Genomic DNA, 14564 nt, shown 5'->3' on the forward strand with positions numbered 1-14564 from the left:
CAGAAGACCAGCTCAGCGATCCCCTGCTTCCTGCCAACCCGCTGCCACCCAACCCGCTGACACCACCCCACCCACTCACACCGGTCGTGGCATCAACGTTGGTGGCGGCCGTTACGTGATCGTTGTGGCGGAGGGGTCTGTTCGCCAAGGGATCCGCCAAGGTTCGCGGGGTTGTCTTCGGCGACTGCGTGGAGCACCCGGCTCCGCGTTCGGCCGGAGGGAACCTCTGCGATGACGAAGGATGACGGCGCCAGGAGGAAGGCCAGGGCGAGGACGGGCGCGGAGCCGGACAGCGAGGCGCGGGAGGTGGAGATCACGTGGGCCGTCATGGCCGCGCTGTTCCAGTTCCGGATCGCCACCGCCGAGCAGCTGCGCCGACTGCACGCCCCGGACAGCAGCATCGAGAACGTGCGGGCCCGGCTGCGCAGACTGCGCGAGCAGGGCCTGGCCGAGGAACTGGTCCTGCCCCAGTCCGGGCGGACCAGGGGCTGGTACCTGACCGAGCACGGGACCAGGGTCGCCGGCGCGTTCCCCGAACTGGCGGACATCCCCGCCCCGCGGACGCCCGGCGACAAGAGCGCCTTCAAGTACACGCTGCGGCACCAGCTCGCTGTCGTGCGCACCCACCTCACCTTCCTCGCCGACGCCCGGCGCCGGGGCGACTCCTACGGGCCGTTCGACTTCATCCCGGAGATCACCCACCGCTTCGCCGAAGGCCGCGAGGGCACCGTGCGCCCGGACGGCCTGCTCTACTACAGCCGCACGGCCGCGGACGGCGCCCGGATCACCAACCCGGCGTTCGTCGAAGTCGACCGCGCCACCATGGGCGGGCCCCGGCTGGCCGCCAAACTCAACGCCTACGCCCGCTACTGGGCCACCGCACCACTGCCGGCCGGAGTACGGGCCGGCACCATCGAGGCGCAGGACGGCGGCGTGCCCTTGTGGGAACGCCGCTACGTCCGCTTCCCCAGGCTGCTGTTCGTCCTCACCGGCACCGGCCAGGCCGGCTTCGCCCACTGCGCCGACGACCTGGAACTCATCGCCCGCACCCGCTACGTCGCCAAGATGCTACGCACCGTCCCGGCCATGGCCGCCAAGCTGGAGGACCTGGAGGAGGAAGGACCGGGCGCCGACGTGCGGTGGTCGATCGCCGATCTCGAGGCCGGGCCGGGCCCCTGGTGGAACTGACCGGCACCACGTCCTGACCGGCACCGACACCGACACCTTGATGCCCGTGACCCGTCTCAACGAAGTTTGACCAGTCTCATCGGAGTTTGACCGCCCAGGATCGTCTCATTGGCCTTTGACGTCGCAGGTCAGATACGTGCGAGTGTGACCGAGGGCCTTCTCCCGATGTGGCAGACGCGCTCGACGTCCCCCTCAACGGCGACGATCCGACGCACCTGGCCCCCCGCCAGTACCCGCCTCCGCGTGCCGGACGGCCCGGGCGAGCTGCTCACCTCTTTTCCTGATGCGGACACGCCTGCCCTCTAGGCTGGGTTCATGTCTGACGACGACTTGAGTGGTGATCTGGTCAGCGATCCGACTGCCCAGGAAACTGCGAGCGGCAAGGAACGCCGGACGCAGCCCGAGGAAAAGCTGCCTTGCCCTGATGGCCATCTCTCCCAGAATCTCGACCGGTGCGACGAGTGTGGGCTGGGCATGAAGGTGCCTCGGTGCCCGGTCTGTAAGACACGATGGGCAGGGCGCTTCTGCGAGGCCTGCGGTTACGACTGGATTCATGTGGCAGGAGGCTCCGGCCCGTCCTCGGAGACTGACCCCCCGATGGCCTCGGTGGCCGTGCCAGACCAGAGGCCAACCCCAGGGTGGGACCGGGACTCACCCAGTCCTTCAGTGTCGGAGTATCTGAAGCTCCAGTCTGAGCCGGAACTGCTCAACGAGCTGGTCGCGAGCGGGATGATCGGGGCAATGGCTACGTCGTTCGGGGTCGTGGCGAAGGCCGCTCTGGAACAGAAGACGGAGCAGATGAAGGCGAAGTTGGCTGCCGAGACGGAGAGAATGCGGATCGCTGCTGAGAGCGAGCGCGCGGCGCTGCACGAGCAGGAAGAGACCAAGCGTGTGCACCTGCAGGCGCAGGCTCGGCTTACCCAGCCCTCCGCGGAGGAGACGGAGTAACAAGTGCCGCCGGAGGGCCAGTCGCCCATCCAGGGCTCCTGCATGCCGGGCAACGCGTACAGGGCCACCGCAGCTCTCTACGCACGCTGTACGTGTGGGGCGGCACGACCTACTTTGAGCTCGACACAGCTGCGGTCGAGCCGGCACCGTCCGGACCGAGCATGGGGGTGGCCGCCGACGCCCAGATCTACACCGAGAACGGCGACCGCCCCGGCGAAGTCCTCTTCGCCCAGGCCAGCTACCTCTCCTGGCTGGAGGTCTGCTCATGGAGCGACGACACTGAGGTCACCTGGCACTGGCCAAGCCCACGCTGCGGCTTGACGCCGGCGCACCTGCCAGTGGACTCGCCGGCCGCCGAAAACGGGGCTGCCTGCGGTCAAACCTCGGTGGGACAAATCAATCTTCAGTGAGACGGGACAGCCCGTCCCGGAAGTGCCGGGGCGGGCATCAAGGTGTCCGGCCCGCTCTCACCAATGCTCTGACCTGTGGCGTTATCGCCCCGTGACCTGGCTATCAAGGTATCGCCGACTTGTCCGGGGCGGTCATCAAGGTATCGCCGACTTTATCGGCGGGGCGCAGCCGGGCGCCGGATCCGGTCGCACGTACGATTCCCTGCCGTGGGCAAAGAGCAGAAGACCTTCGAGTACACCGACGACCTGATCGCGGCGCAGCGGGCGCTGATGGCCGTGCAGGCCGAGCGCCGCGCGTTCCTGGCCACCCTGCCGACCTGGGGCGGCGATCTGGAGGCCGCCCGGCAGGGACTGAGCGAGGAGCAGCTGGCCAAGTCCACCCGCCTCGAGGAAGCCGAGCAGCGGGCCTCCCACGCGGTGCGGGCCGACGAGTACTGGACCACGCTGTCCGGCGAGGACCGGGTCACCGCCCGCAGCCGGCTCCAGCACATCGACGACGAGCCGACCACGGCAGCGGCGGCGTAGCGAAGTCCCGCGCCGCCCGGTCGGGCCCGGGGCCGGCGGCCTGGCGGCGCAGACCGGGGCAGGGGGACTGCAGGCGCGGCCGGTCGGCGGCGACGGCGGCGCCTGGTCGATCCCTCTTGGTTCCCCTGCTGCTGCTTCCTCCGGACCCGCATCGCCCGGCCTACACATGGCCGACATCAGGGGGAATCCTCAGCGGGCGCGATCGCGGCCTGCATCGCCACTCCGTCGACGTAGGAGTGCTTTTCCTTCACTGCCCCGTTCTCGACCAGGACGAAGTCCGCGAGGTCGACGTCGAGTGCGGCGCCGGCGGCGGACTTCCCGGTCATCTTGAACTGGGTCACCCAGAAGTCCTCCCCGACACGCAGCGAGACGAGTTCGAACGTCAGGTCCGGGATGAGCTCGAAGGTATCGGCCGCCGCCTGACGGACGGCTGCCCGCCCGATTGCCGGGGGCTGACCCGAGTGCAGGTGGAACACCGAGTCGACCGTGTGAAGTTCGGCGATCCGATCGGGGTCGCGGGCCTCCCAGCAAGCGTGGTAGCGCTCGAACAGGTCGCGGGTGGTAGCGGTCATTGCCTGGCCCCCAGTCCGTAGACAATCAGTTAATCGCATGCAACATCCCGATCGGTCCTGGGTCAAGGGTCCTCCGAGACGTGTGGCGTGATCTGTGGGTTGCGCGTCGTTGACGCCTTTCGCGCGGGGCAGGCAGCCTGCTGCCATGCGTCGGGTGGTTTTCGTGGTGTACGAGGGGTTCCAGGCAGTCGATCTGGTGGGCCCTCATTCGGTGTTCCATTACGCACAGCAGGCGGTCGGTGGCTACGACTGCCAGGTCGTGGCGCCCCGCGCCGGCCCGGTCCGAGCCTCCAGCGGCCTGCCGATGTTCGCCGCGCACGGGATCGGCGACCTCGCCCCCGGCGGGCTGGACACCCTCGTCGTGGTGGGCGGACCGGGCGTGAACGACGCGCGCCGCGACCCCGGACTGGTCGGGTGGATCGCCGCCGCGGCGACCGGTGCCCGGCGGGTCACGTCGGTGTGCAGCGGGGCGCTCCTGCTCGCCGCCACCGGGTTCCTCGCCGGGCGACGGGTCACCACGCACTGGGCTCGTGAACGGCAACTCGCCGACGAACATCCCGAATTGACGGTGGACTGCGATCCGATCTACATCAGGGACGGTCGGGTGTGGACCTCGGCCGGGGTCTGCGCCGGCATGGACCTCGCGCTCGCCCTGGTGGAGGACGACCACGGCCCGGAGATCGCGCTGGCTGCCGCACGCGAGATGGTGCTGTACCTGCGGCGCCCGGCAACCAGTCGCAGTTCAGCGTTCCGCTGTGGTCGGCGCAGCCCGCCAGCGACCCGATCCGCAAGGCCGTGCGGGCGATCCAGGACGATCCCGGCGGCAGGCACACCGTCGCGGGTCTCGCTGCCCGTGCCGGTCTGAGCCCGCGTCACCTGCAGCGCCGCTTCACCGCGGAGATCGGGACGGGGCCGACGGCCTACGTCGAACGCGTCCGGGTGGAGGCGGCCCGTCGGGCGCTCACCGAGGGCGACGAGCCGGTGGCCGCGCTCGCCCGCCGCCTCGGCTTCGGCACCGCCGAGACCTTGCGCCGCACCTTCCACCGCCGCATCGGGATCGCCCCGGGCGAATACCGCGACCGCTTCGGCTCGGCCGGAGCGCGGGAGGTCACCTCCGGGTGGGCCCGACAGCGACCGGGTCTGAGGGCGATCGGAGACGGGCCCGGCCTGCCCGGGCGTACGACAGCGTTGAACGACAAGCTTGGGAGGTTGACATGGAAGAACGACTCGGGACGGTGGTCACGGGCGGAAGTCGTGGGATCGGCGTGGCTGTCTGCACCCGCCTCGCGGCCGAGGGGCACGACATCGTCCTCGGCTACCGTTCGGACAGCTCCGCGGCGGAGTCGGTTGCCGAACTGGTCCGACAGGCCGGCCGCAGGTGCGTCACCGTCCGTGCGGACACCGCCGACGAAGCGGACGTCGAGCGCCTCTTTGACCGTGCCGCCGAGATCGGTCCCGTCACCGCGCTGGTGAACAACGCCGGAACCAGCGGCCCGAACGGCCCACTGGCCGACGCCGACGCCGCAGGCATCCGCCGGGCACTCGACGTCAACGTCCTCGGCTAGCTCCTCTGTGCCCGGCGCGCCGTCCGGGAGATGGCCGGCAGCGGCGGCGGAGCAATCGTCAACATCTCCTCCGCCGCAGCCACGCTGGGCAGCCCGGGGCAGTACGTCCACTACGCCGCAGCCAAGGCTGCCGTCGACGCGATGACGGTGGGACTGTCGAAGGAGGTCGCCGCGCAGGGCATCCGCGTCAACTGCGTTGCCCCCGGCACCATCTGGACCGACTTCCACCAGGACCCCGAACGTCCCCGGAAGGTGGCCTCCGCCATCCCGCTGGGCCGTGCCGGACAACCGGAGGAGATCGCCGCTGCCGTCTCCTGGCTGCTTTCCGCCGATGCGTCGTACGCGACGGGAGCGATCCTCCGGGTGGCCGGGGGCCAGTAGTCCAGGCCTGCGGCACGGTCGCCGGCGGCATGCCGGCCTTGGCAACCCGGCCGTGGCAGTAAGAAGACATCTCATTTGGGCGGCTGAGTAAGCTGCAGGTGTGACGATCGTGGAGCGCCGCTCCGGAGCCCCTCGTTTCGCCCCGGGACGAAACGGCGGCCCCGTCCGGCACCGCCTCGGCCCCGGCCGAGCCGATGCCGATGGATCCGCCCGTACCGGTGGACGGCGGGCCCGTCGTGGCGGGCGGCTTTCGCCCGGGTCTTGTCGGCGCCCTTGGCGAGCAGTTCGCACCAGGCGGTGTAGGAGGCGAGCTTCTCGACGAGCTGGCCGACCGTCTCGTTGTCGCGGTCGACCTCGGCCAGGAGCACCGGCACCTTGGCGCCGGGGTCGCGCAGCACAAGGTCGGCGTAGCGGGCCGGGCAGCCGGGCACGGGGTGGCGGACCTCGGTGGTGAGGTGAGTGGCGAACCGTGGCCGGCGGTGGCGGTGACGTCCAGTGCGTGCTCGTCGTAGCCGGCGCTCTCCTGCTCGCGGACGGTTGACAGCTTCGTGCCGCGGGGCAGCAGGCCGGCGGCCTCCTTGTGCCCGGCCTTGGTGAGGCTGCCCTTGCCGAACAACTCATCCGCCCTGTTCAGGCAGCATGCTGGTACTCGTGGAGGAGGCCGCTGAGCCGGTCACGGCTGCGTATGTCCAGACGGGCGATCCGGTCCGGATCCTGGATCGGAGCGGGCAGTGGGCGGAGTGGGCGGGCGCTGCCGAGACCCTGGTGCGGCCTGTGCCCGTTGTAGAACCTCTCGAACTCGCGCAGGGCGTGAAGGAGATGGCGCTGGTCCCAGATCAATGTTCGGTCCAGCAGCTCTCGCCTGCAGGTCTGCACCCGTCGCTCCATGATGGAGTTCATTCTCGGCATCCGGACCCCGGTGAGCACGGCCTCGATGCCCGCGTCCTGCAGGACGGCGTCGAACAGCGCGGGGAATTTCCCGTCCCGGTCCCTGATCAGATAGCGGGCGCGGCAGCCGGCGTCCTCGAGGTCCATGGCCAGGTTCTTCGCGGCCTGGGTCACCCAGGACGCGGTCGGATGCTCGGTGGCGCCCAGGACCCGGATCCGCCGGTTCGCGTGCTCGATCACCGCGAGTACGAACAAGCGGGCCCCGGACAGGGTGATCGTCTCGAAGAAGTCGCACGCAAGGAGTGCGTCGGCCTGGGAGCGCAGGAAGTCCGCCCAGGTGGTAGAGGTGCGTTCGGGAGACGGCGGGATACCGGCCTCCTTGAGGATCTCCCAAACCGTGGAGGCGGCCACCTTCACGCCGAGGACGAGAAGCCCCCCGTGCAGGCGTCGGTACCCCCATGCCGGGTTTTCGGCGGCCAGGCGCAGGACCAGCGCTCGGACGGAGCGCACGGTGCGCGGTCGGCCGCCGCGCTTGGGAAGAACGGTGTCCGGCCGTACCAGCAAGCGCACCCGGTGCAGCGCGGACATCGGCATCCGGTGCAGCAGAGCTGCCAGGAAGGCCCGATCGCTCGCCTCGAACCGTACGCGCTGTCCGCTCAGCTGCCGCTCCAGCACGGTGATCTGATGGCGCAGTGCGAGGATCTCCACGTCCTTGTCGCGGTCGCTCATCGGCAGCAGCCGCAGAATCGCGAACGCGTTCGTCACACCCGTCGCCGCCGACGCCCCGTTCGCCGCACTCGCGATTTTCTGATGGCCGGGTCGTTACCGACGCACCCCTACTGAGGTGGGACTGATCTCCGTAGCATCTCGCCATGGAGCTCGAATTCCGGCACCTCCGGATCATCTGCAGCATCGCGGACAGCGGCAGTCTGACGCGGGCCGCCGCGTCGTTGCGGCTGACCCAGCCCGGTCTCAGTGCCCAGTTGACGCGGATCGAGCGGGCGCTCGGCGGTGAGCTGTTCAGCCGCGCGCAGTCGGGTGTCGTCCCGACCGCCTTCGGGGAGGTGGTGCTGAGCCGGGCACGGGCGCTGCTGCCGACCATCGACGAGCTGCTGGAGGCCTCCGCTCTCGCCGCGCGGAGGAGTTGTTCGCCGCACCGTTTCCGGCTCGGCTCCGTCAACGCTCCCCTGCTCGGCGGGTTGATCACGGCGATCAGGTCGCACCATCCGGAGGCCGAGATCAGTTCGCGGGGCCACGGGTGCCCCGTCCCGCTCGTCGAGGACATCGCGGGCGGCCGTCTTGAGGCGGCCGTGGTGGGCGACAGCCCCGGTTATGAGCTCGTGCTCCCCCCTGGAGTCACCGTCGAGCCGATCGCCACCGAGCCGCTCTTCGTGGCACTGCCGGCAGCCCATCCGCTGGCGGCGCTGGAGGAGGTCGCGCTGGAGGATCTGGAGGAAGAGGACTGGGCCGCTCCTCGGCCGGACAACGACCGGATCCGCGAGTACTGGTCCAGGACCCTGCTCGTCCTGGGGCATCGCATGCGTGTCGTCCACGAGGCGGAGGGCCGACTCCTCCTGGACATCGTTCGCCACGGCCACGCGGTGAGCTTCTGCCAGGCCACCTTCGAGGAGGTCCCGGGCATCGCCGTACGTCCGATCGCCGGGAATCCGCTCTGGTACCGGCACCTGCTCGCCTGGCACGAGGAGGGGCCGCTGGAAACGTTGGGCCCCTCCCTCGTGCAGGAGGTCATCGAGGCGTACCGGACGGCGTGCGCCCGCAGCACGGTCTACCAGGGCTGGCTCGAAAGGCACGACGGCGCCGTGCCGCCGCAGCGCACTGCGGTGGGCGTGTTGAGCAGTGGCGTGCCTCGGTCTGGGTGAGGCGCCCGGTGGTGTCACACGATCCGCGCGGTGGAGCCTGCGGCGGCGCGGTGCGGTCGGCGCCTGTCGCACCGGCCGCACCGCCCGTTGGTCGGAGGCGTTCCGGTGCTACGGGGTCACCACTTGTAGGTCCAGAGGGTGTCGGTGGACGCGTCGGAGGCGTTCACGTAGATCCGGATGCGGGCGGTGTCGTCCTGGAACCACTGGCCGGGTTGCCAGGTCTGCCTGTCCAGCGTGGCGCAGTTCCCGGTGGGTGGGACGGCTTTGGGGTTGGTGACCACCTGGATCGGCCCGTTGCCGGTGGTGATGGAGGTGTCGACCTTGTAGATGACGACGCCGGTGGCGCAGGCGCTGGAGTCGTTGTAGGCGGCCTTGCGGGACTCGGCGACGTAGGCGGTGGTGGCGCTGGTCTTGATCACCGCCAGCCGGTAGCCGCTGCCCCCGTACTCCAGCCCGGTCAGGGTGGTGGTGTACGTGTTCGCCGTGTCCAGGCAGGACACCTGGCTGTCGGTGATCCACCCGAACTTCCACGCCTCCCAGCCGAAGTACAGCGGGGCCGGTCCGGAGATCTTGCCCATGAGGTCCCAGCCGCCGACGTACTGGTTCAGGTCCCCGCTGAAGGCGTACAGGTCGGGCAGGCCGAAGGTGTGGCTGGTCTCGTGGTCGGCGACCTTGTATCCCCAGGACCACATGTCCTGGCCGAAGGTCACCGCCCAGTGGATCAGTACCCAGCTGCTCGTCGGCGGGTTCCAGACCCAGGTCGGGGAGGCGGGGTCCTGGATGAAGGTCGGGGAGTGGCCGATCGCGGTCGCGGTGGCGGTGGGCACGACGTAGAACATGTCGTACCGGGAGAGGTCGACGCCGGCGTTGGCCGCGGCGGTGAGCGCGTCCTTCACGTAGACCTGGTGCGTGGACCAGGAGAAGCCGCGTTCCCAGTTGTAGTCCGTGGAGTTCTTCGGCATGTGGACCCAGTTGGCGTACTGGACCTGGATGTCCAGCGTGGTCTGGCCGTAGGAGGCGTTCCGCATCCAGTCGTTGGCGCCCTTGAGCGTGTCGTAGTACGACGTGAGTGGCAGGGCGGTGCCGGCGGCGTCGGGGAAGTCGACGTAGATCAGGCCGATGCGCTTGATGCCGATCGGGTTCTGGAACCGGGTGTAGTCGGTCTGCTGACCCTCGTCGGTGTACCCGGTCGTCCCCCGCAGCGCGCAGGCGGAGGTGCTGCCGTTGTACGAGTGGGCGGGCTGCGCGGGGACGACGACCAGGGCGAGCAGGGCTGCCAGGACGAGCATGAGCGCTGCCGACAGGGGGCGCCGGGGTCTGACTGAGGGGTCCATGGGGGCCTCCGAAGGGATCGATCCGGTGAGGAGCCCGGCTGGCTGTGCCCTGGCGGGTAGTCAGCCGGGTGTCCTGTGCGCTCCCGGGTACGGTCGGCTACTGCCGCCGTTCGGGAAGCGTGCAGGCTATCGTCCGGATCGATCATTGCCTTCGGTAGCTCCCAGCCCTCCATCACGTTGCGTTATGGAATCGGAGACCTCCCTTCCGAAGCCCTCTGGGCTTGATCACCTGGGTGCCCCGCCCGGCAGCATCGTGACGGCTCGCTCGGCGGTGAAGAACTGCAGCGCGGCGGTGCCCTGTTCGCGGGCGCCGATCACCACGACATCGGTATTCTTCAACCCGATCAGTAAGGATTGGCCAAGGATCCAGCGCTGTTGGGTTTCATGGGGATGATGCCCGGCGGGCCGGGACCGGCTCCCGGCCAGGTGTCAATCCTGGCCGGGCGCGTTCGCGCCGGTCGGAGCGGAGCTGCTGTGGGGGTCGCCCTGCAGCGTCACGGCGCGAGCTGAGGGGTGGTCACCACCGGCTCTACTGCTTGGTGACCAGGATGGTGTCGTAGAGCGGACCCTTGCGCAGCACGTCGATCTTCACCCCGGTGGCGGGGTCGGTGAAGGACTGGCCGGGCTGGTAGGCGGCCATGTCGAGAGCCGTGCAGCCGCTCGGCGGGGTCGCGCCCGGGTTGCCGTTGACCACCTGGACGGGCCCGTACCCCGTCTGGGTGGAAGTGTCGACCTTGTAGATCAGCACGCCGGTGGAGCAGGCTTTGGCGTCCCCGGCGACGGCTCGGCGGGATTCCGCGACGTACGCCGTGTCCTCACCGGTGCGGACCATGGCGATCTTGGTTCCGCCAGGGCGTTCGACGGCCTTCAGGTGGACGGTGCGACTGCCGGAGGCGGGCAGGCAGGCGACCTGGCCGTCGTCGATCCAGCCGAACTTCCAGCGCTCCCAGCCGGTGTGCTGCGGCGCCGGGCCGGCGATGTTACCCATGAGGTCCCAGCCGCCGACGTAGGGGTGGACGTCGGTGCCGGTGAAGGCGTAGAGGTCGGGCAGTCCGAAGGTGTGGGAGGTCTCGTGGTCGGCGACCTTGTAGCCCCAGTGGTACATGTCCTGGCCGAAGGTGATCGCCCACTTGATCCGGGTGCCGTCGGCGGTGATGCCGGCGGTGGTCGGGTCGTAGAGGTAGGTGGGCGAGAAGCTGATCGCGGAGGCGGACTTGGTGGGGACGATGTACAGCATGTCGTACTTGGAGAAGTCCACGTACGGATCGGCGGCCTGGACGGCCTGCTTCACGTACAGCTCCTGCTCGTCGAACGTGATGCCGCGCTGGAATCCGTAGGAGGCGGAGGTCTGCGGCATGGTGATCCACCGCTTCAGCGGATCGATGTCGAGGCGGAGCTTGCCGTAGGAGTCCTGCTTCATCCACTCCTGCGCGGGGGCGAGTTCGCGGTAGTAGTCGTCGACGGATCCGGCGGCCGGTGCGTCGGAGAAGTCGACGAACAGCATCAGCACGTGCTTGGTGCCCAGCGGCTGCTGGAACTGCGTGTAGTCGGTGTCGTGGCCTTCGTCGGTCCAGCCGGTCTTCCCGGGCAGAGCGCAGTCGGAGGCGGGCGCGACGGTGGTGGCCCGGGCGGTATCCGCAGGGGCCGGGGTAGCGGCGACCAGGGGGAGGGTCGCGGCAAGTACGGCGGCGAGGGACTCGAGTCTCATCTCTTCGCTCCTTTCCCACCGCAGGGGCGGGGTGGTGGGGGATCAAATGCGGGCGGCGGCAAGGTCCATCAGGCGGGCGAGGACGCGGTCGCCGGAGGCGGTGACCCCGTCGTGCTCCCACTCGTTGGTGACCCAGGTGCGCAGGGAGCCGACCGTGCGGGCGGTGCGCAGGGACAGGCCGGCGTCCACGTACATGTCGTCGTGGTAGACGGCGGCGGCGATCGGGACCCGGTTCGCGGCGAGTCGGATTGGGTCGTACAGGGCGGGCCAGTCGGTGCGGTCGGCGAGCAGGTGGACGGCCTTGCCGAACGGGCGCAGCCCGGTGATCTCCTCGAACGTCCAGGGGTAGAACATCTCGCCGGTGAACAGCAGCGGGTCGGCGTCCTCGGCGAACTCGGGGCGGGTGGCCATGGCCCGGGCGGCGGCCCAGCCGGTGGCGTCTCCGGGGCGGCCGTAGATCGACTCCTGGAGGGCTGCGAAGAGCGGGTTGTCCGTGAAGCCGGTCAGGTTCGCCACCTGCTGCAGGAAGGTGGCCGAGGGCTCGCCTTCCGGGTCGAGGGCCTCGTCGAGCAGCCAGTGGAGGCGCTCGAAGCCGTCTCCCATGCCGAGCATCAGGCCGAGGGTGCGCAGCCGCCGTACCGTGAGCCGGTCGCCGTCGGGAAGGTGGACCGGGCTCCGGTCGAGGAGATCGGCCAGCCTGCACACGAGTTGGCGGTCGCCGGGGTAGCGGGCGTAGTACGCGGTCGTCTTCTCCCGGACTCGGGGGTACGTGGCCGCGTAGACGTCGTCGGCGGTGGTGTCGAGGCCGGGCAGACCGCCGGTGATGTAGCAGGCGCGCAGGCCTTCGGGGGCGAAGGAGAGGTAGCTGAGGGTGACGAAGCCGCCATAGCTCTGTCCGAGGGTCTCCCATGGCTCGTCGCCGCATAGTTGGCGGCGGATCAGTTCGGCGTCGGCGACGATTGAGTCGGCGCGGAAATGGGCGAGGTGGTCGGCCAGCGCGCCGGCCGAGGAGAACCGGGCGGCGGTCCTGGCGGCGAGCGGCGTGGAGCGGCCGGTGCCACGCTGGTCCAGCAGCAGCACCCGGTGGCTCCTGAGCGCATGGCCGAGCCAGCCGGCCGTGGCGTTCAGCGGGCGGGGGGACTTCCCGCCCGGGCCGCCTTGGAGGTAGAGCAGCCAGGGCAGCCGGTCGTCGGCCCGCGCCGGATCGACGACCTCCCGGGCGAACACCTCGATGGTTCCCCGCGCGGGGTCGCTGTGGTCGAGCGGTACGTCGAAGGCGTGGTCGGTGATGGCGAGCCCGGGCAGCCGGTACTGGGCGCGGATCACGGCGTCCTCTCGGGGTAGTGGCAGGCGACTTGCTGTCCGAGGGCGAGCGTCCGCAGCTCGGGGCGTTCGGCGGCGCAGAGTTCGTCGGCCTTGGGGCAGCGGGTGCGGAAGCGGCAGCCGCTGGGCGGGTTGAGCGGGCTGGGCAAGTCGCCGTGGAGCACGATCCGCTCCCGCCCGCGTTCGGCGTCCGGGTCGGGCAGGGGCACGGCGGACAGCAGGGCGTGGGTGTACGGGTGCGCGGGGTGGGCGAACAGGGTGTCGCGGTCGGCGGTTTCGACGACCGATCCGAGGTACATCACGGCGATCCGGGTGCTGATCTGGCGCACGGCGCCGAGGTCGTGCGCGATGAACAGGTAACTCAGCCCGTACTCGTCCTGCAGGTCCTTGAGCAGGTTGAGGATCTGCGCCTGGACCGAGACGTCGAGGGCCGAGACCGGTTCGTCGCACACCACCAGCTTCGGGCGCAGGGCCAACGCCCGTGCGATGCCGATGCGTTGGGCCTGTCCGCCGGAGAACTCGTGGGGGTTCCGGTCTGCGTGTTCCGGTTGCAGCCCGACCCGGGTCAGCAACTCCTCGACCGGTTCGCCGGGTTCGAGGCCCTGGTAGCGGGAGGGTGCGGTGAGGATCTGGCGGACGCTCTGGCGGGGGTTGAGCGAGGAGAACGGATCCTGGAAGACCATCTGCAGCTCGCGGCGGAGCGGGCGCAGCGCCGCCTCGTCCAACCCGGCCAGATCTTGCCCGGCGAAGTGGATGCTGCCCGAGGTGGGCCGTTCCAGGCGGGTGATCAGTTTGGCGACGGTGGACTTGCCGCATCCGGATTCGCCGACCAGACCGAGGGTCTCGCCGGGCCCGACGGTCAGGGAGACTCCGTCGACGGCTGCGACGTGGCCGGCCAGCCGTCGCGTCAGACCGTGGCGGACCGGGAAGCGCTTGACGAGTTTCCGCGTTTCGAGCAGAACGGCGCGACCGTCTCCTTCCGCTGCTCGCCGGTCGGCCTCACTCACCGGGCTCCTCCTGATGGGTCGCTCGCTCACGTGGTGGCTCCCAGGGTGGGCAGCCGGTCCGGCAGGGGGCCGTCGATGCGCGGGACGCAGGCCAGCAGGCCGCGGGTGTACGGCTCCCGTGGCCGCTGGAAGACGTCCCGCACCGGGCCGCGTTCGACGGCGCGGCCCTGGTGCATCACCACGACCTGGTCGGCCAGTCCGGCGACCACGCCCATGTCGTGGGTGATGAGCATGATGGCCGTGCCGGCCTCCTCCCGTAGCTCGCGCAGCAGTTGGAGGATCTGCGCCTGCACGGTGACGTCGAGCGCGGTGGTCGGCTCGTCGGCGATCAGCAGGTCGGGTTCCAGGCACAGCGCCATCGCGATCATCACGCGTTGGCGCATCCCGCCGGAGAACTCGTGCGGGTACGAGCGGGCCCGTCGTTCCGGCTCGGGGATGCCGACCCGGTCCAGCATGCGTACCGCGACCCGGTGCGCCGCTCTGCGTCCGGCGCGGTGGTGCGCCCGGTAGGCCTCGGCGATCTGGAAGGCCACCGAGTAGTACGGGTTGAGGCAGGACAGCGGGTCCTGGAAGATCATCGCGATCCGGTTGCCTCGCAGTCGGCGCAGCGAGCGCTGGTCGAGTGCGGTCAGCTCCCGACCGTCGAAGTGGATCTCGCCACTGACTCGGGCGTCGTTCAGCAGGCCCAGGACGGCGAGGCTGGTGACGGACTTGCCGCTGCCGGACTCGCCGACCACGCCGAGCACCTGCCCCGCGTCCAGATCGAGGTCGAGCCCGTCCACGGCGCGCACACCGGAGCGGAACTCCACGGCCAGGTCACGTACCGTCAACAAAC

The 14564-nt window shown here is 70.0% G+C and carries 13 protein-coding genes and 2 pseudogenes; 7 read left to right on the plus strand and 8 right to left on the minus strand.

Translation table 11 applies throughout. From position 1 onward, the window contains the following. Positions 1–231 precede the first annotated feature (231 nt). From ACZ3TI_RS37215 to ACZ3TI_RS37230, 4 genes are all read left to right on the plus strand, one after another. Positions 232–1188 (plus strand): replication-relaxation family protein, encoded by a 957-nt coding sequence (locus tag ACZ3TI_RS37215; RefSeq protein WP_465734373.1) that lies wholly within the window; start codon positions 232–234, stop codon positions 1186–1188. A 315-nt stretch (positions 1189–1503) separates the two neighbouring features. Further along, positions 1504–2136, plus strand: coding sequence for a hypothetical protein (locus tag ACZ3TI_RS37220; RefSeq protein WP_465734375.1), 633 nt, complete (start codon positions 1504–1506; stop codon positions 2134–2136). Between the two features lie 92 nt (positions 2137–2228). Further along, complete coding sequence (locus ACZ3TI_RS37225) at positions 2229–2546, plus strand: hypothetical protein (RefSeq protein WP_465734377.1); 318 nt, start codon at positions 2229–2231, stop codon at positions 2544–2546. A 207-nt stretch (positions 2547–2753) separates the two neighbouring features. Next, complete coding sequence (locus ACZ3TI_RS37230) at positions 2754–3071, plus strand: hypothetical protein (protein ID WP_465734379.1); 318 nt, start codon at positions 2754–2756, stop codon at positions 3069–3071. 176 nt (positions 3072–3247) lie between these two features. On the opposite strand, the gene ACZ3TI_RS37235 is transcribed toward ACZ3TI_RS37230, so the two are convergent. Then, on the minus strand, positions 3248–3643 hold the full coding sequence (locus ACZ3TI_RS37235; RefSeq protein ID WP_465601721.1) for a nuclear transport factor 2 family protein: 396 nt from the start codon (positions 3641–3643) through the stop codon (positions 3248–3250). 145 nt (positions 3644–3788) lie between these two features. Here ACZ3TI_RS37235 and ACZ3TI_RS37240 point away from each other — a divergent pair. Together ACZ3TI_RS37240 and ACZ3TI_RS37245 are read left to right on the plus strand one after the other, a co-directional pair. Further along, positions 3789–4735, plus strand: a pseudogene (locus tag ACZ3TI_RS37240) (GlxA family transcriptional regulator); the annotation flags it as partial. A gap of 122 nt (positions 4736–4857) precedes the next feature. Beyond that, positions 4858–5589 (plus strand): annotated as a pseudogene (locus tag ACZ3TI_RS37245) (SDR family NAD(P)-dependent oxidoreductase). A 71-nt stretch (positions 5590–5660) separates the two neighbouring features. Here the strand turns inward: ACZ3TI_RS37245 and ACZ3TI_RS37250 are convergent. Then, positions 5661–6020: a hypothetical protein gene (locus ACZ3TI_RS37250; protein WP_465734381.1), complete on the minus strand. Its 360-nt coding sequence runs from the start codon at positions 6018–6020 to the stop codon at positions 5661–5663. A 199-nt stretch (positions 6021–6219) separates the two neighbouring features. After that, positions 6220–7206, minus strand: a complete 987-nt coding sequence (locus ACZ3TI_RS37255) for an integrase core domain-containing protein (protein WP_465734466.1) — start codon at positions 7204–7206, stop codon at positions 6220–6222. Between the two features lie 143 nt (positions 7207–7349). Here ACZ3TI_RS37255 and ACZ3TI_RS37260 point away from each other — a divergent pair, with 143 nt between their 5' ends. Further along, positions 7350–8357 (plus strand): LysR family transcriptional regulator, encoded by a 1008-nt coding sequence (locus ACZ3TI_RS37260; protein ID WP_465734383.1) that lies wholly within the window; start codon positions 7350–7352, stop codon positions 8355–8357. A 116-nt stretch (positions 8358–8473) separates the two neighbouring features. Here the strand turns inward: ACZ3TI_RS37260 and ACZ3TI_RS37265 are convergent, their stop codons facing one another. The 5 genes from ACZ3TI_RS37265 to ACZ3TI_RS37285 all read right to left on the minus strand — a co-directional run bounded on the left by ACZ3TI_RS37265 (position 8474) and on the right by ACZ3TI_RS37285 (position 14559). Next, positions 8474–9646: a M6 family metalloprotease domain-containing protein gene (locus ACZ3TI_RS37265; protein ID WP_465734385.1), complete on the minus strand. Its 1173-nt coding sequence runs from the start codon at positions 9644–9646 to the stop codon at positions 8474–8476. Between the two features lie 574 nt (positions 9647–10220). After that, a complete protein-coding gene (locus tag ACZ3TI_RS37270) occupies positions 10221–11399 on the minus strand; it encodes a M6 family metalloprotease domain-containing protein (RefSeq protein WP_465734387.1) in 1179 nt (392 codons plus the stop codon). Positions 11400–11441: 42 nt separating this feature from the next. Beyond that, positions 11442–12725: an alpha/beta fold hydrolase gene (locus tag ACZ3TI_RS37275; RefSeq protein WP_465734389.1), complete on the minus strand. Its 1284-nt coding sequence runs from the start codon at positions 12723–12725 to the stop codon at positions 11442–11444. Continuing rightward, a complete protein-coding gene (locus ACZ3TI_RS37280; protein WP_465734391.1) occupies positions 12722–13729 on the minus strand; it encodes an ABC transporter ATP-binding protein in 1008 nt (335 codons plus the stop codon). Before ACZ3TI_RS37280 ends, ACZ3TI_RS37275 begins: the two co-directional genes overlap by 4 nt. A 26-nt stretch (positions 13730–13755) precedes the next feature. After that, entirely contained in the window at positions 13756–14559 is an 804-nt protein-coding gene (locus ACZ3TI_RS37285) for an ABC transporter ATP-binding protein (protein ID WP_465734393.1), read from the minus strand. Positions 14560–14564 lie beyond the last annotated feature (5 nt).

It is taken from the genome of Kitasatospora sp. NPDC023120 (genome assembly GCF_055560835.1).